Source organism: Bradyrhizobium sp. R2.2-H, from assembly GCF_004346455.1.
Classification (GTDB): domain Bacteria; phylum Pseudomonadota; class Alphaproteobacteria; order Rhizobiales; family Xanthobacteraceae; genus Bradyrhizobium; species Bradyrhizobium diversitatis.
In genome coordinates this window covers 68,340-87,653 of sequence record NZ_SMBR01000021.1, presented here as the reverse complement: position 1 = coordinate 87,653, position 19,314 = coordinate 68,340, and the positions used below count along the sequence as shown (strand labels likewise).

Annotated in this window: 20 protein-coding genes and 1 pseudogene; 6 read left to right on the top strand and 15 right to left on the bottom strand. The window is 65.1% G+C overall.

Annotation, left to right across the window (positions count from 1 at the left end):
- Window position 1: 1 nt before the first annotated feature.
- From flhA to EDE08_RS35600, 7 genes are all read right to left on the bottom strand, one after another.
- Window positions 2-2,143: a flagellar biosynthesis protein FlhA gene (gene flhA / locus EDE08_RS35630; protein ID WP_165936367.1), complete on the bottom strand. Its 2,142-nt coding sequence runs from the start codon at window positions 2,141-2,143 to the stop codon at window positions 2-4.
- Between the two features lie 347 nt (window positions 2,144-2,490).
- Window positions 2,491-2,793 (bottom strand): copper-binding protein, encoded by a 303-nt coding sequence (locus EDE08_RS35625; RefSeq protein WP_131874798.1) that lies wholly within the window; start codon window positions 2,791-2,793, stop codon window positions 2,491-2,493.
- A gap of 14 nt (window positions 2,794-2,807) precedes the next feature.
- The gene (locus EDE08_RS35620; RefSeq protein ID WP_165936370.1) at window positions 2,808-3,263 is read right to left on the bottom strand and encodes a cupredoxin domain-containing protein; all 456 of its coding nucleotides are present in this window, start codon (window positions 3,261-3,263) and stop codon (window positions 2,808-2,810) included.
- Window positions 3,264-3,295: 32 nt separating this feature from the next.
- Window positions 3,296-4,633: a copper oxidase gene (locus EDE08_RS35615; RefSeq protein WP_131874800.1), complete on the bottom strand. Its 1,338-nt coding sequence runs from the start codon at window positions 4,631-4,633 to the stop codon at window positions 3,296-3,298.
- A 13-nt stretch (window positions 4,634-4,646) separates the two neighbouring features.
- On the bottom strand, window positions 4,647-6,071 hold the full coding sequence (locus EDE08_RS35610; RefSeq protein WP_131874801.1) for a TolC family protein: 1,425 nt from the start codon (window positions 6,069-6,071) through the stop codon (window positions 4,647-4,649).
- Window positions 6,072-6,080: 9 nt separating this feature from the next.
- Window positions 6,081-6,362, bottom strand: a complete 282-nt coding sequence (locus EDE08_RS35605; RefSeq protein WP_131874802.1) for a hypothetical protein — start codon at window positions 6,360-6,362, stop codon at window positions 6,081-6,083.
- A gap of 77 nt (window positions 6,363-6,439) precedes the next feature.
- Window positions 6,440-6,844 carry a hypothetical protein gene (locus EDE08_RS35600; RefSeq protein ID WP_245524985.1) on the bottom strand — a complete coding sequence of 135 codons (405 nt, stop codon included), beginning with the start codon at window positions 6,842-6,844 and terminating at the stop codon, window positions 6,440-6,442.
- 173 nt (window positions 6,845-7,017) lie between these two features.
- Between EDE08_RS35600 and EDE08_RS35595 the strand changes: the two genes are divergently transcribed.
- Entirely contained in the window at window positions 7,018-8,283 is a 1,266-nt protein-coding gene (locus EDE08_RS35595; protein ID WP_131874804.1) for an MFS transporter, read from the top strand.
- A gap of 95 nt (window positions 8,284-8,378) precedes the next feature.
- Here EDE08_RS35595 and cydX read toward each other — a convergent pair whose 3' ends face one another.
- Genes cydX through EDE08_RS35580 form a run of 3 tightly spaced genes read right to left on the bottom strand, consistent with a single transcriptional unit; the run spans window position 8,379 to window position 11,229 of the window.
- Window positions 8,379-8,504 carry a cytochrome bd-I oxidase subunit CydX gene (gene cydX / locus EDE08_RS35590; protein WP_131874805.1) on the bottom strand — a complete coding sequence of 42 codons (126 nt, stop codon included), beginning with the start codon at window positions 8,502-8,504 and terminating at the stop codon, window positions 8,379-8,381.
- A 12-nt stretch (window positions 8,505-8,516) separates the two neighbouring features.
- Window positions 8,517-9,659, bottom strand: a complete 1,143-nt coding sequence (gene cydB, locus EDE08_RS35585; RefSeq protein ID WP_131874806.1) for a cytochrome d ubiquinol oxidase subunit II — start codon at window positions 9,657-9,659, stop codon at window positions 8,517-8,519.
- Window positions 9,660-9,672: 13 nt separating this feature from the next.
- Window positions 9,673-11,229, bottom strand: coding sequence for a cytochrome ubiquinol oxidase subunit I (locus EDE08_RS35580; RefSeq protein WP_131874807.1), 1,557 nt, complete (start codon window positions 11,227-11,229; stop codon window positions 9,673-9,675).
- A gap of 373 nt (window positions 11,230-11,602) precedes the next feature.
- Here EDE08_RS35580 and EDE08_RS35575 point away from each other — a divergent pair.
- Window positions 11,603-12,142, top strand: a pseudogene (locus tag EDE08_RS35575) (hypothetical protein); the annotation flags it as partial.
- 7 nt (window positions 12,143-12,149) lie between these two features.
- Here the strand turns inward: EDE08_RS35575 and EDE08_RS35570 are convergent.
- Entirely contained in the window at window positions 12,150-12,554 is a 405-nt protein-coding gene (locus EDE08_RS35570; protein WP_131874808.1) for a DUF4864 domain-containing protein, read from the bottom strand.
- A gap of 401 nt (window positions 12,555-12,955) precedes the next feature.
- On the opposite strand from EDE08_RS35570, the gene EDE08_RS35565 reads away from it, so the two are divergent.
- Window positions 12,956-13,312: a hypothetical protein gene (locus tag EDE08_RS35565; protein ID WP_245524984.1), complete on the top strand. Its 357-nt coding sequence runs from the start codon at window positions 12,956-12,958 to the stop codon at window positions 13,310-13,312.
- Here EDE08_RS35565 and EDE08_RS38760 read toward each other — a convergent pair.
- Window positions 13,309-13,485, bottom strand: coding sequence for a hypothetical protein (locus EDE08_RS38760; protein ID WP_165936366.1), 177 nt, complete (start codon window positions 13,483-13,485; stop codon window positions 13,309-13,311). The genes EDE08_RS35565 and EDE08_RS38760 overlap by 4 nt on opposite strands.
- A gap of 208 nt (window positions 13,486-13,693) precedes the next feature.
- Window positions 13,694-14,323, bottom strand: coding sequence for a TetR/AcrR family transcriptional regulator (locus tag EDE08_RS35560; protein WP_165936369.1), 630 nt, complete (start codon window positions 14,321-14,323; stop codon window positions 13,694-13,696).
- Between the two features lie 251 nt (window positions 14,324-14,574).
- Between EDE08_RS35560 and EDE08_RS35555 the strand changes: the two genes are divergently transcribed.
- From EDE08_RS35555 to EDE08_RS35545, 3 genes are read left to right on the top strand one after another with little or no spacing between them, the layout of a single operon-like run.
- Entirely contained in the window at window positions 14,575-15,072 is a 498-nt protein-coding gene (locus EDE08_RS35555; RefSeq protein WP_061879389.1) for a (2Fe-2S)-binding protein, read from the top strand.
- Window positions 15,069-16,124, top strand: coding sequence for an FAD binding domain-containing protein (locus tag EDE08_RS35550; protein WP_131874810.1), 1,056 nt, complete (start codon window positions 15,069-15,071; stop codon window positions 16,122-16,124). The genes EDE08_RS35555 and EDE08_RS35550 overlap by 4 nt, the downstream gene beginning before the upstream one ends.
- The gene (locus EDE08_RS35545; RefSeq protein WP_131874811.1) at window positions 16,117-18,378 is read left to right on the top strand and encodes a xanthine dehydrogenase family protein molybdopterin-binding subunit; all 2,262 of its coding nucleotides are present in this window, start codon (window positions 16,117-16,119) and stop codon (window positions 18,376-18,378) included. Before EDE08_RS35550 ends, EDE08_RS35545 begins: the two co-directional genes overlap by 8 nt.
- A 43-nt stretch (window positions 18,379-18,421) precedes the next feature.
- Here EDE08_RS35545 and EDE08_RS38755 read toward each other — a convergent pair whose 3' ends face one another.
- Window positions 18,422-18,574: a hypothetical protein gene (locus tag EDE08_RS38755; RefSeq protein WP_165936365.1), complete on the bottom strand. Its 153-nt coding sequence runs from the start codon at window positions 18,572-18,574 to the stop codon at window positions 18,422-18,424.
- Between the two features lie 188 nt (window positions 18,575-18,762).
- A complete protein-coding gene (locus EDE08_RS35540) occupies window positions 18,763-19,311 on the bottom strand; it encodes a cupin domain-containing protein (RefSeq protein WP_018646206.1) in 549 nt (182 codons plus the stop codon).
- Window positions 19,312-19,314: the final 3 nt, after the last annotated feature.

Below are 19,314 nucleotides of genomic sequence, written 5' to 3'. Positions count from 1 at the left end.
ATCAGATGCTTCCGACCGTTTTCAGCCTCGCCCTGGGGTGGATTTCGGCCTGCGACAGCACGGTCGTCTGGGCCCGGAACCGCTCCACCAGGGACCGGACGAACGGACGAATTGCCGCAGAGGTGACCAGCACCGGCGCTTCGCCCTCGCGAGCGGCGCGCTCGAACGCCTCGCGCACGGCGGTCATGAACTCCGACAATTTCGAGGGCTGCATCGCGAGGCTGCGCTCCTCTCCTTGGCCGATGATGGATTCGGCAAAAGCCTGCTCCCATTTCGCCGACAGCGCGATCAGCGGCAGATAGCCGGCGTACGAGGTGTTCTGCGCGCAGATCTGCCGGGCCAGACGCGCGCGGACGTGCTCGACCATGGTCGCGGGGTTGCGCGAGAAGGCGAGCGAATCGGCGATACCTTCGAGGATGGTCGAGAGGTCGCGGATCGAGATGCGTTCGGCGAGCAGCAGTTGCAGCACGCGCTGGATGCCGGAGACCGTGACCTGTCCGGGAACGATGTCCTTGACCAGCTCGCTCTGCTCCTTCGGCAGCTCCTTGAGAAGCTTCTGCACCTCGCCATAGGAGAGCAGGTCCGACATGTTGGCCTTGAGCAGCTCGGTGAGGTGGGTCGAGAGCACGGTCGCTGCGTCGACCACGGTGTAGCCCTTGAGAGAGGCTTCTTCCTTGAGGCTGGCGTCGACCCAGGTCGCGGGCAGGCCGAAGGTCGGCTCGGTGGTGTGGATGCCGGGCACCTGCACCTGGCCGCCGCCGGGATCCATGACCATGAACTGGTTGGGCCAGATCTTGCCGGTGCCGGCGTCGACCTCCTTGATCTTGATGATGTAGGTGTTGGCCTCGAGCTGGACGTTGTCGAGGATGCGCACCGCCGGCATCACGAAACCCATCTCGATGGCGAGCGAACGGCGCAGCGCCTTGATCTGCTCGGTGAGGCGATCGGTGCCGTCGGGACCGTTGACCAGCGGCAGGAGCGCATAGCCGAGCTCGATCTTGAGGTCGTCGATCTTGAGTGCGGCCGAGATCGGCTCTTCGGTCGCAGCGGCCCCCGGCGCGCCGGGCTGACCTGCCGCGGGCGCGGCCTTGGCGGCTTCGTCGGCCCTGGCGGTGGCGCGGTTGCGGTTGCGGGCGTTCCAGGCCAGCGCGCCGGCGCCGGCACCGAGCGTCAGGAACGGGAGGGTCGGAATGCCCGGCAGGGCCGCCAGCACCAGCATCACTGCCGAGGACATCGCCAGTGCCTGCGGATAGCCGGAGAACTGCTTCATCAGCGCCTTGTCGGCGGCGCCGGACACGCCGGCCTTGGAAACGAGCAGGCCGGCCGCCGTCGAGACGATCAGCGCCGGCACCTGGGTGACGAGACCGTCACCGACGGTCAGGAGCGTGTAGGTGCGGCCGGCGTCGGCGAAGGACATGCCTTGCTGCGCCACGCCGATGATCATGCCGCCGACCACGTTGATGAAGACGACCAGGAGGCCGGCGATGGCGTCGCCCCGGACGAATTTGGAGGCACCGTCCATCGCGCCGAAGAAGCCGCTCTCGTCCTCCAGCTCCTTGCGCCGCTCCTTGGCGACCTTCTCGTCGATCAGGCCGGCGGAGAGGTCGGCGTCGATCGCCATCTGTTTGCCGGGCATGGCGTCGAGATGGAAGCGCGCCGCGACTTCGGCGATACGGCCCGAACCCTTGGTGATGACGACGAAGTTGACGATGATCAGGATGGCGAAGACGATGATGCCGATGACGAAATTGCCGCCCATCACGAAGTTGCCGAAGGCTTCGATGACGTGACCGGCGGCGGCCGTGCCCTCGTGCCCGTGCGACAGGATCAGGCGGGTCGAGGCCATGTTGAGCGACAGGCGCAGCATGGTCGAGATCAAGAGGACGGTCGGGAAGGCCGAGAATTCGAGCGGCGCCTGGATGAACAGCGACGTCATCAGGATCAGAATCGAGAGCGTGATCGAGATCGCCAGGAACAGGTCCAGCACGATCGCGGGCAGGGGAAGGATCAGCACCACCAGGATGGTGAGGACGCCGAGCGCCAGCGCGATGTCGCCGCGCTTGAGGATGTTGACGATCTCGTTGATTGAGGGGATGCCGGGCTTCGCGGTGCCTACGCCCTGTCCCGCCGTGACGTCGACCATGGTAGCTGCCTCCCCGCGCGACTGCCGTCCGCGCGCCCCAAACGTCTGCGCGGCGGCCGATGGGCCGCCGTTCCGAAAGTGAGGCACCGCACTGGCGTCCACGGGAGCTCCCGTTCTACGCGGCTGACGACACTCGACTTCACCCGGCAATTCTTGCCGGGTGTATGGTTAGCAAAGGGTTAACGGAGGGTGGGAAGAGAACGGGGCGGAGATTGCGGAGAATTCGTCATGCCCGGGCTTGTCCCGGGCATCCACGTTCTCCGTGCCGCGCGGAAAGGCGTGGATGGCGGGCCAAGCCCGGCCATGACGGAGCTATTGGCGACTCAAGGGTGCCAGGGAAATCGCCCCTACTTCGCCTTGTCCATCTTCGTCACCGTGTACCCCGACGCCGCCTCCTCGGCCTCGAAGGTGATCTTGTCGCCGACCTTCACCTGCTTCAGCATCGCGGGATCCTTGACCCGGTAGACCATGGTCATGGGGTCCTCCATGCCGAGGCTCTTGGCCGGTCCGTGCTTCAGCGTGATCTTGCCGGCGCCCTCGTCGATCTTCTTCACCTCGCCGCTGATCGAAGCGCCCTCGGCTGCGAGGGTCCCGGTCGCAAGGCCGACAGCAAGCGCGAGCGCAGCAGTGATACGGATGACGCGGTTCATGGCAGTCTCCTTCGTTACTTCACGGTGACGTGGCCGACCATGCCGTAGTCGCGGTGGTCGGGAATTAGGCAGGAAAATTCGAATGTGCCGGCCTTGCTGAATTTCCAAAGTATCTCGGCCGTCTTGTTAGGCGCGAGCCGGACACCGTTGGGATCGTCGTGCTCCATGTGCGGGTGCTTCTTCATCTCCACCGCATGCGCGAGATTTTCCTTCGGTGTGGCGAGCAGGAATTCGTGGTCCTCCTTGCCGACGTTGCGCAGCACGAAGCGGACCTGCTCGCCGCGTTTGACCTCGATCCTCGCGGGTGTGTAGTCCATCTCGTTCATCAGGACCTCGATGGTGCGTGCGGGCTTGTTGGGATCGCCGGGCTCGCCCGCCGAAAAGGTCCCGTGCCCGTGCTTGTCGTGGGCAAAGGCCGGCGCGATCGAAAGCGCGGCTAGCGCGAGGCCGAGCTTGATGGTGGTCTTCATCGTGGTCTCCAGTTGGTGGTTCATCGAAACGCTCACATCTTCATGTTCTTCATTGGCGGGCCGCCTGGCTTTTGCCGGGCGGGCTCTGCGGCCGGCGCCGTGACCTCGTAGGCGACGGTGCCTTGCGGGAATTTGTACGGCCCGGGATCGCGGTAATCGTCGCGCGCGAGGTCCTCGCGGATCTTCATCACCGTGAACATGCCGCCCATCTCGATCGGCCCGAACTGGCCGGTGCCGGTCATCATCGGCAGCGTGTTGTCGGGCGCAGGCATCTCCATGTTGCCCATTGCCATGCCGGTCGAGCCCATCGCCATGCCGTCGGGCGCGAGCTTGCCGACGGCCTTGGCGAGATCCTTGCGCGACACGCCGATGAGATTGCGCACGTCGTGTCCCATCGCGTTCATGGTGTGATGCGACTTGTGGCAGTGGAACGCCCAGTCGCCCGGATTGTCGGCGAGCACGTCGAACACCCTGACAGCTCCCACCGGCACGTCGGTGGTCGTCTCCGGGATCTGTGCGCTCTCCGGGATCCAGCCGCCGTCGGTGCAGGTGACCGCAAAGCTGTGGCCATGCAGGTGAATCGGATGGTTGGTCATGCTGAGATTGCCGATGCGCACGCGCGCTCTGTCGCCGAGCCTGACCGGGAGCGGATCGATGCCGGGAAAGACCCGCGCATTCCAGGTCCACATGTTGAAGTCGGTCATCTCGTTGACATGCGGCAGATAGGTGCCGGGGTCGACGCGATAGGTGCTCATCACGAAGACGAAGTCGCGGTCGACGGGCCGGAAGCTCTGGTCGCGCGGATGCACGACGACCATGCCCATCATACCCATCGCCATCTGCACCATCTCGTCGGAATGCGGGTGGTACATGAAGGTCCCGCTCTTCTTCATCTCGAATTCGTAGACGAAGGTCTTGCCCGGCTGGATGTGCGGTTGGGTCAGCCCGCCGACGCCGTCCATCCCGCTCGGAATGATCATGCCGTGCCAGTGCACGGTGGTGTATTCGGGCAGTCTGTTGGTGACGAAGATGCGAAGCTTGTCGCCCTCGACGGCTTCGATGGTCGGGCCCGGCGATTGCCCGTTGTAGCCCCACAAATTCACCTTCATGCCCTCGGCGAATTCGCGCACCACGGGTTCGGCGACGAGATGGAATTCCTTCCAGTCGCCGTTCATGCGGAACGGTAGCGACCAGCCATTGAGCGTGACCACGGGGCGATATTCCGGGCCGCTGCTCGGATGCAGCGGCGGCTGCATCACCGCCTTGTCCATGGTGGGTGCTTCCGGAATCGAAGCGGCCTGGACACGGCCGCTGATGGCCGACGCGCCGGCAAGCGCGGCGCTGCCTAAGAATCCTCGGCGGGAAAACATGCTGGCCTCCATCTCAGTGGCCGCCGCCGGCAGGCGCTGCCGCGGCGATGGTGGTTGGATTGTCGCCGCCGGCCGCCGGCACGCCACCGCCGTTGATGGCAGTCTGCAAATCGGCCTGGGCGAGAAAGAATCGCTGCCTGGCGTCGATCGCGCCGCGCAGCGACGCCAGACGCTGTCGCGCCTCGGTGAGCAGCGCGAAAATGTCGACCTGCATGCTGGAGAAGCGCAACTGCATCTCTTCGGTGATGATCTTCCGCAAGGGGATGATCTCGCGCTGGTAATGGCCGGCGATGTCGTAGGTGGAGCGATAGACACGATAGGCATCGCGCGCCTCGGAGCGCACATTCACGGCGCGCTCGGTCAGGCGGTTGAAGGCGAGATTGTAGGTCTCGGCGGCCTGCCGCACCCGCACCTCGCCGCCGTCGAAGATCGGGATCTGGAACTGCACGTCGAAGCCGCGTTCGCGGAAGGGCGGCCCTTCCGGATCCTGGGTGCGGCGGGAGATGCCGGCGAGATCGAGCAGCGTCACGAAGCGCGTCGCCTCGGTGAGGTTCAGGGCCTTCGCCAGCGCGGCCAGCTCCAGCCGTGCGATCTGCAGGTCGATACGGTGCGCCACTGCGTCGGTCTCGATCGAGGGCAAGGCCTGCGGCCGACGCGGCAGCGGCGGCAGTCGATCTGGCAGGCGGAAGTCGAGACCGTCGTCCCACAGCCCCATCAGCCGCGCCAGCCTTTCGCGTGCGCTCGCCGCCGCCTGGCGTGCCGTTGCAAGGTCGGCGGTGGTCTCGGCATAAAATACCTGCTCGCGGGCCTGGTCGAGCTTGTTGAGCGAGCCGGTTTCGCCGAGCTGGACCGCAAGCTGTGCGGTCGATTCCGCTGTCGCCTTCGCGTCAGTTAGCAGCACCACCATCTCGTTGGCGGCAACAGTGCGGACATAGGCGCGGCGGACGTCGGCGGCGAGTCGCAGCGTCGCCAGGGCCACGCGCAGCTGCGCTCCGCGGAATCGGTCGCGGGCGATGTCGGAACGGAACGGCAGGGTGGCCAGCGCGAGGATGTCGCCGACAACCTGGCGCTCGATCTCGCTGGCGCCGTTGCCTGATATCCGCGAGATCGCGAACACGGGATTGGGCGGCAGGCTCTGCTCGACGAGATCGGTCTCGGCCAGCGCCAGCTCGTTATAGGCGGCTTGCAGTCCCTTGTTGTTGAGCAACGCGATCTGCACGGCGGAGTCGCCGCTGAGCGTGCGCGAGAGCAGTTGGCGGACGCGGGCGTCGACCGCGGCGGCGCCCTCGGCCGAGCGCACGAAGGCGACGTCCTTGTTGATGGTCCGGCTCGTCACACCCGAGACGTCAGTCATGCCGCCGTCGGGCGAGAACGCGGCGCAGCCGGAAAGACCGAGCGCGGCGAGCACGAGCAGGCCTCGCGCAAAATGCTGTGACATGGCGCGCTCCTACCGCTCTTGCTTCGGCTGCGGCGTCACCGCCTCGTTGCGGCCACGCCATGGCGCCAGCGTCGCAGGGCGCAGGCTGGTATAGGACGCGATGGTCGAGCGATAGCCGATTGGGGCGACCTTCGCCGCCGGATCGGCAGGATCCGCGCTGGCCATGTGCGTCGTTGCCGGCATACAGCCGGACAGTGCCGGCGCGGCAAAGGCCAGCAGCAGCCAAATGAAATGAGAGTGTCGATCACCCACCGCAGATGCGGCAGATTTCGCCCCGGAAAGCGCAACCATGTCTTAATTCCCGATCTGAAAGACCACAGGTCCGCGCGCGCAAAAGCGCGCATCGAAACCGAAATCGTCGTGTCAGATCAGGCGATGGGAGGGCGGTAGTGCTGGGGCGGCGCGGCGCTGTGCAAGCTGGGTGCGATCTCGGGCGCACAGGTCGACATCGGGCGGACCGGCGTAGCGACGCTGGGCAGATCGGCCGGCAGCGCGCTGACGCACATCATCGCACAGCACGGGCCCACTGTTCCCTTGCCGTCGTGATGATTCGGAGCAGGTGCGTCCTTCGCGGCGGTCTGGGAGGGTGTTCCTGCATGCTCGTGCGGAACATCGCCATGGCTCGCAGCCATATGTTGATGCGTCGGAGCGAGGTCAGCGAGACCCTCGTCGCCAAGGCAGGGCGCAGCGCTGCCCCAGGCAAGGCTTGCCGCCGGTGCGAGCACGCAGAACAGGTAGGCGAGGGCGATGATCCGCCCCACCCTGATCCGCATCGATCGCGTCAATCGCAGCAACATCCGCCGGCATGCTCTCGCGCGGCAAAGGTGCACACGCGGATTGCAAACTAGTGGCAAATTGCGCGGTCGCCAAGCTCCTTCTTACCGCAGTGCACCGCGCATGCCCAATATCGCGCCACAATGCTTGACCCTGTGGCGATCCGCGGGCCATGGTCCGGCCCGTGCACGCGCCAAATCATCCAGGGCAGACGCCTCAATCATTCAGCCCTGATTCCCGTCAGGCCTGGATGCGGCTGATCATTGCGCTGCTGATCGGCTCGATCGGCGCCGTCGGCATGTGGGCGGTCGTGGTCGTGATTCCCGTGGTGCAGGCCGAATTCGGCGCCACGCGCGGCGCGGTGTCGCTGGCTTTCACCCTCATGATGTTCGGCTTCGGGCTTGGCGGGGTGATCGCCGGCAAGATCACCGACCGGTTCGGCATCGTACCGGCCATGGCGATCAGCATCGCCTTTCTCGGCGTCGCCAACGTGCTCGCGGGTCTGTCGAGCCATCTCTGGCAGTTCGTGGCGGCCTACTTCCTCATCGGGCTCGGCACCGCGGCGACCTTCGCCCCGTTGATGGCGGAGGCCTCGCACTGGTTCGAGCGCTATCGCGGGCTGGCGGTGACGATCGTCGCCAGCGGCAATTATGTCGCGGGCGCGATTTGGCCGCCGATCGTGAGCTGGGGCACGCAGGAGATCGGCTGGCGCTACACGCATATCGGCATCGGCATCGTCTGCGCTTGCCTGATGACGATTCTGGTGCTGGTCCTGCGCGCGCAGATGGGCAGCAACACGGTCCACGATCATGCCAACGCACCGCCGCCGCGGGTCGATCTCAAGCTCTCGACCAACACACTGACGGTGCTGCTCTCGATTGCGGCCATCGCCTGCTGCGTGGCGATGGCCATGCCGCAAGTGCACATCGTCGCCTATTGCGGCGATCTCGGCTATGGCGTGGCGCGCGGCGCCGAGATGCTGTCCTTGATGATGGCATGCGGCATCGTCAGCCGGATCGGCTCCGGCTATCTCGCCGACAAGATCGGCGGCATCCGCACGCTGCTGGTCGGATCGCTGGCCCAGGGTTTTGCGCTGGTGTTCTATCTGTTCTTCGACAGCCTGACCTCGCTGTATCTGATCTCCGCGATGTTCGGCCTGTTCCAGGGCGGCATCGTGCCGAGCTATGCCATCATCGTGCGTGAGGCGATGCCGGCGAGCGAGGCGGCGACGCGCGTCGGCATCGTGATCTTTGCCTCCGTGTTCGGCATGTCCTTCGGCGGCTGGGTGTCGGGCGTCATCTTCGACGCCACCGGATCCTACGCTGCGGCGTTCGCGAACGGCGTGGCGTGGAATGCGCTGAACATCAGCATCGTCGTGCTGCTGCTGATCCGCTCGCGGATGAGCGCGACGAAGACCGGTCCCGGTTTCGCGACTTAGGCCTTCCGTCCCAAACGTTGCCGGCTGCGTCGACCGGAGCTGCCGGCGCGAAAGTTCGACGAACCGGCACGGACGGCTGCGTGCGGGTGTCCGCTTCAGTCATGATGTCCGGTGTCGGTATCGCCGAGTTCCCGCTGCGTGTTGGCCTCGAACCACAGCGCGTTGAGGATGGCGAAGGTCCCTGCGAAGGCGACGCCGAGAATCCACGAGAAGTACCACATTGTCGTCTCCAGTCAGTACACCGTCGAATGCCCGTCGTCCCTGACGAACGCTTCGTTGATCGGTCCGCGCAGCACGCTGTAGACCCAGGCGGTGTAGAGCATGATCACGGGCAGGAAGATCACCGTTGCCGCGAGCATGATCCGCAGCGTCAGGAGACTCGACGACGTGTCCCAGACGGTGAGGCTGGCGCGCGGATCGAGCGATGACGGCAGCATGAACGGAAACAGCGAAAGGCCGGCCGTCGCGATGATGGCGGCGATGCCGAGTCCGCTGGCCAGAAGTGCGAGCCCGGCGCGCTGCCTGCCGAGCAGCAGCGCGGAAGCCGCCAGCATCAGGATGGCCACGATCGGGGCCGCCTTGGTCCACGGAAACAGGCGATAGTTGACGAGCCAGGCACCGGCCTCCTTCGTCACCGTCTTCAGCAACGGGTTGGACGGGCCGTCATGGGGAATGGGCTGAGCGATCGAATAGCCCTCGATGCCGTAGGCCACCCAGATGCCGGCGACGATGAACAGTGCGAGCGCTGCCAATGCGGCCATCCGCCCGATGCGTATGCCCCGCGCGACCAGCGGACCTTCGGCCTTGAGGGCCAGGTAGTTGGCGCCGTGCAGGGTGAGCATGGCGACGCTGACCAGTCCGCAAACCAGCGCGAACGGATTGAGCAGGCCCAGCAAGGTGCCTTCGTAGGTCATTCGCAGCGTGTCGTCGAAGCGGAAGGGAACGCCGACGATGACGTTGCCGAATGCGACGCCGAAGATGAGCGCCGGCACCAGGCCTGCAATGAAGAATGCGACGTCCCAGGTTGCGCGCCATCGCAAATCGTCGACCTTGCTGCGGAACTTGAACGCGACCGGACGCAGGATCAGTGCAGCGAGCACCAGGAACATCGCGAGATAGAAGCCCGAGAACGCCGTGGCATAGAGCAACGGCCAGGCCGCGAAAATGGCGCCGCCGCCGAGGATCAACCAGACCTGATTACCCTCCCAGACGGGCCCGACCGTATTGATCACGATGCGGCGTTCGACGTCCGACCTGGCCACGAAGGGAAGCAGGATCGCGACGCCGAAGTCGAAGCCGTCCATGACGGCAATGCCGATCAACAGAATCCCGAGCAGTGCCCACCAGATCAGTCGCATGGTTTCGTAGTCGAACATGGCGGTGATGCTCCTATTCGGCAGCGGCAAGACGAACGGTCGGCTCGGTGCGGGGCTCCTGGGGCCCGGCCTTGGCCGTCTTCACCATCAGAAAGACGTCGACGACCGCAAGAGTCGAATAGAACACGACGAAGCCGATCAGGGTGGTCCAGACGTTGGCGGCCGAAAGGTTGGACACCGCCAGGAAGGTCGGAAGCACGCCCTCGATGACCCATGGCTGACGTCCCACCTCGGCGACGATCCAGCCGAGCTCAGCCGCTATCCAGGGCAGAGGCAGGCTGAGCAGCGCCGCCCACAGGAAGAGGCGGTACCGATCGAGCCGCCGCTTGCTGGCGAGCACGAAGGCGACCGCGAACAGGGCGATGAAATAGAAGCCGAGCCCGACCATGATGCGGAAGCTCCAGAACAGCGGAGACACCGCCGGCACGGTGCTCCACGCCGCCTTCGCGATCTCCTCCGGCGTTGCATTGCGGACGTCGGGGCGGATCTTCTTGAGCAGCAGGGCGTGGCCGAGATCCGCCGCCGTTGCATCCAGGCGCGCCTTCTCGGTTGCGCTGGATGGATCGGCACGGAGCTTCTCGAGCGCGTCGTAGGCGACGAGGCCGTTCTTGATGCGTTGCTCGGCCTGCGCGACGAGCTCCTTGATGCCCGGCACCTCCTTGTCCAGGGATCGCGTCGCGATCAATCCGAGCACCCAGGGGATCTTCACCTCATATTCGGTGGTGTGCTTTTCGAGATTGGGGAATCCGAACAGCGTAAAGGATGCCGGCGCGGGCTCCGTCTCCCACATCGCCTCGATCGCCGCAATCTTCATCTTCTGGTTTTCGCCGGCCGTGTATCCGCTCTCGTCGCCGAGAACGACGACGGACAGGGCGGAGGCAAGGCCGAAGCTGGCCGCCACGGTCATCGAGCGCTTGGCGAACTCGACATGTCGTCCCTTGAGCAGGTAGTAGGCCGAGATCGCGAGCACGAACATCGATCCGGTGACGTAGCCGGCGCTGACGGTATGAACGAACTTGGCCTGTGCGACCGGGTTGAACAGCACTTCCATGAAGCTCGTTACTTCCATTCGCATGGTTGCCGGATTGAACTCGGCGCCGACCGGATATTGCATCCAGCCGTTGGCGATCAGGATCCACAATGCCGAAATGTTCGAGCCGAGCGCGACGAGCCAGGTGACGGTGAGATGCTGCAGGGCGCTCAGCTTCTCCCATCCGAAGAAGAAAAGACCGATGAAGGTGGCCTCCAGGAAGAAGGCCATCAGCCCTTCGATTGCGAGCGGGGCTCCGAAGATGTCGCCGACATAGTGACTGTAATAGGCCCAGTTCATGCCGAACTGGAATTCCATGGTGATGCCGGTGGCAACACCCATCGCGAAGTTGATCCCGAACAGGAGGCCCCAGAACTTCGTCATCTCCTTCCAGATCGCGCGTCCGGTCATCACGTAGACGCTCTCCATCACTCCGAGCAGAATCGAAAGTCCGAGCGTCAGAGGAACGAAAAGGAAATGATACAGCGCGGTCAGGCCGAATTGCAGCCGTGAAAGCGACACGACGTCCAGCGATGTCATTGCGTGCGTCCTTGATTGGCGGAGTTCGTGGGGTCGAGAAACTGGCGGTCGAGGGCGCTGGCGTCGATCCGAGGGCGCTTGCTCGGCGCGAACACGAAAATCGCGGCTCCAAGGATGACTGCGATCTTGATCGTGAGTACGATCGTAAGGCTACGTCTCAGACCGGATGCGGCCATGAGTCATTCGTCCAGCTTGAAGCACATGCGTTCGGTCCATGCAGCCGACCACGATCGAAGATCCGAGCGGGTCCGGTCCACGGATACCGATAGATCTCCTGAGGCGGGTGCGGCTTGATCGAGCGCAAAACGCATCCTCACATCGGTGTGAGACACTCGTGCGAGGAGATGCGTCGCTCAACAGGACAAATTGTCCAATCAGCGCTCGCGCTTCGACTTGCGGTTGGCCATCTCACCCATTTCAGCATTGGCGTCGTCTGCGCTGGCCTCATGACGGTGCTGGTGCTGCGCGCGCAGATGGGGAACGACAAGGTTCGCGATCACGCCGATGCGCCGCCGCCGCGGGTCGATCTCAAACTCTCGACCAACACGCTGCTGGTGGGATCGCTGGCGCAGGGCTTTGCGCTGGTGTTCTATCTGTTCTTCGACAGCCTGACCTCGCTGTATCTGACCTCCGCGATGTTCGGCCTGTTCCAGGGCGGCATCGTGCCGAGCTATGCCATCATCGTACGGAGGCAATGCCTGCGAGCGAAGCGGCGACCCGCGTCGGCATCGTGATCTTTGCGTCCGTGTTCGGCATGTCTTTCGGCGGCTGGGTGTCCGGCGTCATCTTCGACGCCACCGGCTCGTATGCGGCGGCGTTCGCCAACGGCGTCGCCTGGAATGCGCTGAACATCGGCATCGTCGTGCTGCTCTTGATCCGCGCGCGGACGGGCTCGGTCAAGACGGGGGCGGGTTTGCCACCTAGACGGACTGTCCCGCCTTCAGCAGCGAGCAGCCGGTTATCTTGTAGCTGCCGTCCGCCTGCTGTTCGAGCGTGTAGAGCGCCTCCCAGGCCTCGCCGTTGGCATCGACGATATGGACACGCTGGGCGATCCAGTCGCTATCGGTCTTGCTGTCGCCGAATTCGAAACTCTTGTGACGATAGACCGGCGCGTAGCCGCTCTGCACCATGGACATGAAGATGTCGGGTGCGGGAAAGATCTCCTTGATCGCCGGCGCCGCATAGGAATAGGCCGCCGCCGCATCGTCGCGAATGAAGGCCTGCTCCTGGGCGCGAATGACGCCTTGGGCCGCCGCGACATCGCCGGCAAACGCTGCGTGATGACAGGCAACAATGAGAGCGATCAGCAAGGCTGCGATGCGCATGGCAGGCTCCGCGTTGAGATCCCGGCGGAGGCGATTTTAGCACAGTTGCGGCGCCAGCGGTGGGGACTCATCACGCGCTTGGCTTGGTGCCCCGGATGCCCGCTGATCCCTCAACGGCGGCACCAACAGCAGAGATGGTTGAGGGGCGCCGATGGGCCAGAAGCTGACTTAATGGTCTGCAAACCCTGTTCGCCAGAGAGCTGCCACCTAAGTTCGTCCTCATGCTACTTTGGCGAGCATGTCGCTTTTCAGCATTCGTTCCACCCTTATGCTCGCCCTCGTCGTCGGGGGCACGTCCAGCATGTTCGTGTTCCTTGGCCTCAGCCTGATCATGGTACTGATAGGGTTGGGCGTAGCCGGCCTTCTGTACGTTCCGTTCGCTAAGCGCTACGGGTGGGGCAATGAAGGGCGCCTCACGAGGCATCTCAGTCGTCCGCCGTTCGAAGACGAACGACGCAAATCGAATTGATTGTGATGCGATGGACTGGCTCATTGCTCTTGCATTTCCCGGCTTTTGTTGGTGGCGCGCAGCAAAAGTACGCGAACGAGCCGCCGAACTCGCAGTAACGGGAATTGGGCGCTCACCGTTGTTTTGGGTGTCGAACGCGCTGGTTGCTGTCCTGTCGGGCCTCGTGTTGTACATCGCCCACATACACGATCAGTCGCCCGTTCCAGCTTTCCTCTGGCTCGCCGCCCTCGCGATCATTGCAGCTTTGCTCTTCCTGCGCCGCGCGTTGAAATGGCGCTACCCTGTCTAGTGCCGATGGCCGAAATCATCCTGCGCATCATTGGCGTTTTTGATCGAAGGGGTGTTCGAAAGCACAGGCCGAAAAGTCCTGTCCCATTGGCGGATGAAATCAAATCCATTCGTTGAAGTCTTCATCGGCATATTGTTTTGGGTGGCCGCCTTTCTGTTGTTGGGTGTGCCCATTTTAGCGGTCGTTGCTCACTGGCCATCGACGTCAGCCACCGGTTAAAGGCCGACGGTCGGCACGCGGCGTGACAAGGTCAGCAGACAAAGGCTGCCTCGGCAGCTCCGCCGCGGCGCTTCTCTCGCTCAGCCCTCGGAAGTGCTCTGGCCGATCAGCAGATTTCCACTGGGCCTTCACGAGCCGACATTCTTTTATGCGTACACGCCGCTACCGCTTTCGCTTCGACGCCGGCTTCGACGCGCGCGCCTTGGCCTTGTCGGGCGGCGGCACGCGCAAGCCGTCGACGAACACGTCGAGCAGGCGCAGCGCCGTCTCTTGCCAGCCGGGCTGGTCGTGCACGTAGCACATGCCGAAGAAGGCGCGTAGTAGATCCTCCGGGCCGATGTCGGCGCGCATCTCGCCGGCCGCAACCGCCCGGTCGAGCAGCGAGCCGATCGCCTTGGTCAGACGCTCGAAGGAGAAGGCATGCAGTTCCGACCCGCTTTGTACCGCGAGCGCCAGTGCTGCCATCATTCCCTTCTTGGTCGCAACGAACTCGACCCCCGAGCGCAGCCAGCGTCGCAGCGCCTCGACCGGATCCTTCGCATTCTTCAGTTGCTCGGCCAGCTCGCTGAGTTGCTCGACCTCGCGCCGGTACACCGCCTCGAACAAGGCCTCGCGCGTCGGAAAATGCCGATACAAGGTGCCGATGCCGACGCCGGCCCGCTTCGCCACGGCTTCCAGGCTCGCCTCCGAACCGCCCGCATTGAACACCAGCTTGGCCGCTTCGAGCACGCGCTCGCGATTGCGCACGGCATCGGCGCGAGGCTTGCGGGTGTGATCGGCGTGGTCGTCCATGGCGGCAATGTAGATCACGAATTGGTTAGATTGAACCCTCGTCGAACCCAAAAGGGCCGCATCGCGTTGGTAGCGCAAGGGCTTTTGACGAATTCCAAATATTTGCGGGCGACCCTTGTTAAACGGAGGGTGCCTCCGTATCTTCGGTCGAGCGTCGACCCGCATCGTGTCCGGGCGGCGCGCTATCGACGGCGGCCACGGCGGTGGCGCGCTGCGCGATGACTCATGTCCAAATCTGATCGGAGCCTTGTATGAACCACTCCATCAGCCTCACCGTGAACGGTGCGCGGCGCGACTTCGTCCTCGACGATCCGCGCGTCACGCTGCTCGATCTCCTGCGTGAGCGCCTCCATCTGACCGGAACCAAGAAGGGATGCGACCGCGGCCAGTGCGGCGCCTGCACCATCCTCGTCGACGGCAAGCGCATCAATTCCTGCCTCGCGCTCGCCATCAGCCACGACGGCGCCGACATCCTCACCATCGAAGGCGTCGCGCGCGGCGACCAGCTTCATCCCGTGCAGGCCGCCTTTATCGCCCATGACGGTTTTCAATGCGGCTTCTGCACGCCTGGCCAGATCATGAGCGCCATCGGCATGATGAGCGAGGCGCAGGCCGGCAACGATCCCGAACGCATCCGCGAATGCATGAGCGGCAATCTCTGCCGCTGTGGCGCCTATGCCGGCATCGTCGATGCGGTGCTGGAGGCGCAAGGACATATGGACGAATCCAATCAGAGGCGCTCCGCATGAAGCCGTTCGATTACGTCAGGCCCGCCACGGTCGCGGAGGCCGTTGCCGCCGCCGCTCTGCCGGGCGCTGTTTTTCTTGCCGCCGGCACCAACCTGCTCGATCTGATGAAGGGCGGCGTCAGTCGTCCGGATCGGCTGGTCGACGTCACACATCTCGACGGCCTCGATCAGATCGAGCGTCTCGCCGACGGCAGTCTGCGTATCGGCGCACTCGTCAGCAACGCCGATCTCGCGCACGATGCGGACTTTGCAAGGTCCTATCCCGCCGTCGCCGAGGCCCTGCTCTCCGGCGCGTCGGCTCAGTTGCGCAATGCCGCAACCGTCGGCGGCAATCTGCTGCAGCGGACACGCTGCGCATATTTCTACGACACCGCCAGCCGCTGCAACAAGCGCGAGGCCGGCAGCGGCTGCGACGCCCGCGACGGCGAGAACCGCAGCCATGCCGTGCTCGGCTGGAGCGAGAGCTGCATCGCCACGCATCCGTCCGACTTCGGCGTGCCGCTCGTCGCGCTCGACGCCGTCGTCGAGATCGAGGGCAGGGGCGGCCGGCGCGAGATCGCGATCGACGAGTTGCATCGCCTGCCCGGCGATACGCCTGAGCGCGACACCGTGCTCGAGCCCGGCGATCTCATCGTCGCGGTGCGTCTGCCGCCAGCGGCGCGCGCGTTTGCATCGCATGCGCGCTATCTGAAGGTGCGTGAGAGAACGTCTTATGCTTTCGCCGTGGTCTCGGCCACGGCTGCGCTGCGGATCGAGAACGGCAAGATCGCGGAGGCGCGGCTTGCGCTCGGCGGCGTCGCCGCAAAGCCCTGGCGCGCCCGTGCCGCGGAGGACGTGCTCAGGAACGTTGCGCCGACGGCCGACGCGTTCCATGAGGCGGCCTGGCGGGCGCTGGCCGACGCAAAACCGTCCGGCGACAATGCCTTCAAGATCGAGCTCGCGCGCCGCATCGTCGTGCGCGCGCTGCTACTCGCCGCCGCCGGCACGCCTGCGCGTATCCCCGCGCTGCCGGCTTCTCCCTTTGCCGCGACCTCCGGAGCCATCCATGCCTGAGCTCAACCTGACCAGCGCGCCCGCCCATCTCAGGCACGGCTCGAACATCGGCCAGCCGCTGACCCGCCGTGACGGCGTCCTCAAGGTCACGGGGCGAGCGACCTATGCCGCCGACAATCATCCGCCCGGGATGCTGTTCGCGGTGATCGCCGTGTCCAGCATCGCGCGCGGCCGCGTGGTCTCGCTCGATGTCGCCGCCGCCAAGCGCCATCCTGGCGTCGTCGACGTCATGACGCCGGACCACAAGCCGGAGCTCGCGATCGATCCGGAGATTAAGACCAATCCGTTCGTGTTCCGGATGGAAGCGTTGCACAGCAACGAAGTCCGTTACGCCAACCAGCCCATCGCGGTCGTGATCGCGGAAACGCTGGAGGCCGCAACGGAAGGCGCGGCGCTGCTGGCGCCCCGTTACGAGACTCTGCCTCCGCTGGTCGGCCTCGATGCCGGCGAGAGCTTCGTGCCGCCGGTCGTTGGTGTCGGTAACCCCGCCGAAAATCACCACGGCGATGTCGAGGCGGGCCTTGCCTCGGCCGAGAAGCGGATCGACGCGACTTACGAGACGCCGCCGCAATATCACAACGCGATGGAGCCGCACGCGATCGTGGTTCAATGGGACGGCGACAGGCTGTCCGTGGACATGCCGACCCAGGGTCTGATGCTGTCGCTGGCGCGCATTGCCGAACTGTTCGGCATCGCGCACGACAAGATCCACATTCGCAGTCCCTTTCTCGGAGGCGGCTTCGGCTCCAAGGGGCTGATGGGCGGTCCGCCGGTCCTCGGTATCATGGCCGCCAAGCTGGTCGGCAGGCCGATCAAGCTGGTGTTGCGTCGTGAGCAGATGTACGGCCCGGTCGGCCATCGCGCGCCGACGCGACAGCGCCTGCGCATCGGCGCAGACGCCGAGGGACGTCTGACCGCGCTCGATCACCATGCGCGGACGGTGTCGAGCACGTTCGACGATTTCTACGAGCCCGCCGCTGATGCCTCGCACACGCTCTACGCGGCGCCCGCGATCCGCACCTCGCATGACGCCGTGCGCGTCAACACCGGCACGCCGCTGTTCATGCGCGCGCCGGGCGAGGCGACCGGCTCGATTGCGCTCGAGAGCGCGATCGACGAGATGGCCTGGGCCTGCGGCATGGATCCGCTCGCCTTCCGCCTCAAGAACTACGCCGAGGTCGAGCCGATCACCGGCAAGCCGTTCTCTTCAAAAGCGCTGCGGGCCTGTTACGAGCAAGGTGCGGCGCGTTTCGGCTGGGCGAAGCGTTCGCTCCGGCCGCGGCAGATGCGCGACGATGCCGGCCTTCTGGTCGGCTGGGGCATGGGCACGGCGACCTTCCCGGCGCTGATGTTCCAGGCCGAAGCCCGGGCGGCGATCCGCCGCGACGGCTCCGGCTTGATGGAGATCGGCGCGCATGACATGGGGCAGGGCGCCTGGACGGCGCTCGCCCAGATCGCGGCCGACGGTCTCGGCCTCGATGTCGACCGCGTCGAGTTCAAGGCGGGGACATCCGATCTGCCGGATGCCGGCATCGCCGGTGGCTCGGCGCACACGGCCACCGCCGGTGCCGCGATCCACAGCGCCGGAGCGGCCGTGATTGCCAGGCTCGCCGATCTCGCCACCAACGACGAACGCTCGCCGCTGTTCGGCGCCGGCAATGCCGGCGTGATCGCGCGCGATGGCAGGCTGATCCGTCGTGACGACGAGAGCCGCGGCGAGAGCTATCCCGAGATCCTCGCGCGCGCCGGCGTCGCCGAGGTCGAGGCGCGCGGCACCGGCGCGCCGAACCCTGCCGCGATGGAGGAATATGCGATGCACGCCCACGGCGCGGTGTTCGCGGAAGTGAAGGTCGATCCCGATCTCGGCCAGGTCCGCGTCACCCGCATGGTCGGCGCCTTCGCGGCCGGGCGTATCGTCAATCCACGCATGGTGCAGAGCCAGCTGTTCGGCGGCATGATCTGGGGCATGTCGTTCGCGCTGCACGAGGAGGCCATCACCGACCGGCGCAGCGGACGGATCATGAACGCCAATCTTGGCGAGTACCACATCCCGGTGAATGCCGACGTGCCGCCGCTCGACGTCATCACGGTCGAGGAGCACGATCCGCACGTGAACGCGCTCGGCATCAAGGGCGTCGGCGAGATCGGCATCACCGGCAGCGCCGGTGCGGTCGCCAACGCGGTCTGGCACGCGACCGGCGTGCGCGTCCGCCGCTTTCCGATCCGGATCGAGGAGTTGCTGACGCAGCTTTGAGGCAAAAGGGCGGGGCGAGATCTTCTCGCTCCGCCGCGCCTCGTCAATGCAGCTTCTTGCGGAGCGCCTTCAGCGCCTCTCGCTGCATCGCGATGTAGTCGGCGATGACCTTGCGCAGCTCGCGCGAATGGAGCTTGTCGGCGTCGCGCTGGACTTCGTCGAGCGCGGCTTCTGCATTGGCGAGCGTGATCTTCATCTGCGAGCCCTGTTACGACGCGGTCCCCGGCGTGCCTGGGACACCGGGCGATAACCTCAGCACCTTTTGCGCCAGGCTGTTCGGCTACGGTTCGCAATATATAGCGGTGCGGCCCGGGGAAATTGAGATGGCTCAAGCTCCGTAAGAAACCGGTGACTCCGTAAGAGTCCGGATACCCTATCGCGCCTTCAAAACGTCGGCGGTGTGCAGGCCGAGATCACTTCGCAGGGCTTGCCGCCGACGCAGCGGAAGCGATGCGGCCGGCGGCTTTCGAAATAATAGGCATCGCCGGGATTGAGGATGCGGCGCTCGTCCTCGACGGTGACCTCGAGCTTGCCCGAGATCACGATGCCGCCTTCCTCGCCGTCATGGACGAGATGCACGCGGCCGGTGTCGCTGCCGGGTTCGTAGCGCTCCTTCAGGATCTGCAGGCTGCGGCCGAACAGATTGTCGCCGACTTGCCGATACGAGATCGGCTTCTTGCCGACTTCAGTGAGTTCCTCGGCACGGTAGAAGATCTTTCGCCTCGACTCCGGCTCCAGCGCGAAGAACTCGGCGAGCCCCATCGGGATGCCGTCGAGGATGCGCTTGAGCGCACCGACCGACGGGTTCATCTGGTTGGATTCGATCAGCGAGATCGTCGAATTGGTGACGCCGGCGCGCTTGGCGAGTTCGCGCTGCGACAGCTTGTGGCGCGCCCGGATGAATCGCAGCCGTCCACCGATGTCGACGCTCATGCC

Excerpts from the sequence above, each read along its gene's own strand:
- EDE08_RS38760 (WP_165936366.1), bottom strand. The coding sequence starts at position 13,485 with ATGGGCACACCCAACAACAGAAAGGCGGCCACCCAAAACAATATGCCG.
- EDE08_RS35620 (WP_165936370.1), bottom strand. The coding sequence starts at position 3,263 with ATGAAGACCACCATCAAGCTCGGCCTCGCGCTAGCCGCGCTTTCGATC.
- EDE08_RS35560 (WP_165936369.1), bottom strand. The coding sequence starts at position 14,323 with ATGGACGACCACGCCGATCACACCCGCAAGCCTCGCGCCGATGCCGTG.
- EDE08_RS35610 (WP_131874801.1), bottom strand. The coding sequence starts at position 6,071 with ATGTCACAGCATTTTGCGCGAGGCCTGCTCGTGCTCGCCGCGCTCGGT.
- EDE08_RS35600 (WP_245524985.1), bottom strand. The coding sequence starts at position 6,844 with ATGCGGATCAGGGTGGGGCGGATCATCGCCCTCGCCTACCTGTTCTGC.
- EDE08_RS35565 (WP_245524984.1), top strand. The coding sequence starts at position 12,956 with ATGAAGGGCGCCTCACGAGGCATCTCAGTCGTCCGCCGTTCGAAGACG.
- cydB (WP_131874806.1), bottom strand. The coding sequence starts at position 9,659 with ATGTTCGACTACGAAACCATGCGACTGATCTGGTGGGCACTGCTCGGG.
- EDE08_RS35540 (WP_018646206.1), bottom strand. The coding sequence starts at position 19,311 with ATGAGCGTCGACATCGGTGGACGGCTGCGATTCATCCGGGCGCGCCAC.
- EDE08_RS35570 (WP_131874808.1), bottom strand. The coding sequence starts at position 12,554 with ATGCGCATCGCAGCCTTGCTGATCGCTCTCATTGTTGCCTGTCATCAC.
- EDE08_RS35615 (WP_131874800.1), bottom strand. The coding sequence starts at position 4,633 with ATGTTTTCCCGCCGAGGATTCTTAGGCAGCGCCGCGCTTGCCGGCGCG.
- EDE08_RS35545 (WP_131874811.1), top strand. The coding sequence starts at position 16,117 with ATGCCTGAGCTCAACCTGACCAGCGCGCCCGCCCATCTCAGGCACGGC.
- flhA (WP_165936367.1), bottom strand. The coding sequence starts at position 2,143 with ATGGTCGACGTCACGGCGGGACAGGGCGTAGGCACCGCGAAGCCCGGC.
- EDE08_RS35550 (WP_131874810.1), top strand. The coding sequence starts at position 15,069 with ATGAAGCCGTTCGATTACGTCAGGCCCGCCACGGTCGCGGAGGCCGTT.
- EDE08_RS35580 (WP_131874807.1), bottom strand. The coding sequence starts at position 11,229 with ATGACATCGCTGGACGTCGTGTCGCTTTCACGGCTGCAATTCGGCCTG.
- EDE08_RS38755 (WP_165936365.1), bottom strand. The coding sequence starts at position 18,574 with ATGAAGATCACGCTCGCCAATGCAGAAGCCGCGCTCGACGAAGTCCAG.
- EDE08_RS35625 (WP_131874798.1), bottom strand. The coding sequence starts at position 2,793 with ATGAACCGCGTCATCCGTATCACTGCTGCGCTCGCGCTTGCTGTCGGC.
- EDE08_RS35595 (WP_131874804.1), top strand. The coding sequence starts at position 7,018 with ATGGTCCGGCCCGTGCACGCGCCAAATCATCCAGGGCAGACGCCTCAA.
- EDE08_RS35555 (WP_061879389.1), top strand. The coding sequence starts at position 14,575 with ATGAACCACTCCATCAGCCTCACCGTGAACGGTGCGCGGCGCGACTTC.
- EDE08_RS35605 (WP_131874802.1), bottom strand. The coding sequence starts at position 6,362 with ATGGTTGCGCTTTCCGGGGCGAAATCTGCCGCATCTGCGGTGGGTGAT.
- cydX (WP_131874805.1), bottom strand. The coding sequence starts at position 8,504 with ATGTGGTACTTCTCGTGGATTCTCGGCGTCGCCTTCGCAGGGACCTTC.